At 66.8% G+C, this 792-nt stretch carries 1 protein-coding gene; it reads right to left on the bottom strand.

Annotated elements, in window-relative coordinates; translation table 11 throughout:
- Positions 1-68: 68 nt before the first annotated feature.
- Positions 69-792: LysR substrate-binding domain-containing protein (locus EN914_RS37090; RefSeq protein ID WP_127389764.1), on the bottom strand; the 724-nt coding region annotated here is incomplete at its 5' end.

Raw genomic sequence — 792 nt, forward strand, 5'->3', positions numbered from 1 at the left:
GGGAAACGCACACCTACGCCTCGATTGCCAATGTGAAACCCGACGCCTTGCTGCCGATCTAGGCCGATCTAGATTGGCCTTTCTCCTGCATCGAGCAGCCATTGCCGCACGGCCTGCGTCGGCTCGGGGTGGCGCTGTTTTCTCGGCATCACGACATAAAAATCCTGCGTGCCGCGCATTTCGCCGCTGACGGGCTGAACCAGACGGCCGGCGGCGAGTTCGGCGGCGACGAGAAAGCGGCTGGCCAGCGCAATGCCCTGGCCGGCGACGGCCGCGTCGATGGCGAGGCCGGTCTGGTTGAAGCGCATGCGTTTGAGTTCGGTCGTCATCTTCAGGCCGATCGCCTTTTCCATGAATTCCGGCCACAGATTGTGGGCATCGTGCAGCAGCACGTGGTGCTGGATTTCGGAGGCCGCGATCTCGATCGCGCCGGCCGGCAGCAGGGCCGGGCTGCACACGGCGACGATCTGCTGGGGAAACAACAGGTCGACGACCAGCCCGGCGCCGGAGGGTGGGCGGCCCTGCCTGACCGCGATGTCGACGCCGTCGGCCTGGAAGCTCGACAGGCTTTCGCTGGCCAGCACGCGCAGGTCGACCAGCGGGTTGTGCGCGACGAAGTCGTGCAGCCTCGGGATAAGCCATTTGGTGGCGAAACTCGGCGTCACGCTGATCGTCAGCCGCGCCGGCTCGGGACGAAGCAGCAGCGTCGCCTCCGAGATCAGGTCGAAGGCGCGGCGGATGTTGGGGACATAGGCGCGGCCCTCGTCGGTCAGCGCCAGGCCGCGCGGCAGC

The sequence above is a fragment of the Mesorhizobium sp. M7A.F.Ca.CA.001.08.2.1 genome, assembly GCF_003998455.1.
Classification (GTDB): domain Bacteria; phylum Pseudomonadota; class Alphaproteobacteria; order Rhizobiales; family Rhizobiaceae; genus Mesorhizobium; species Mesorhizobium ciceri.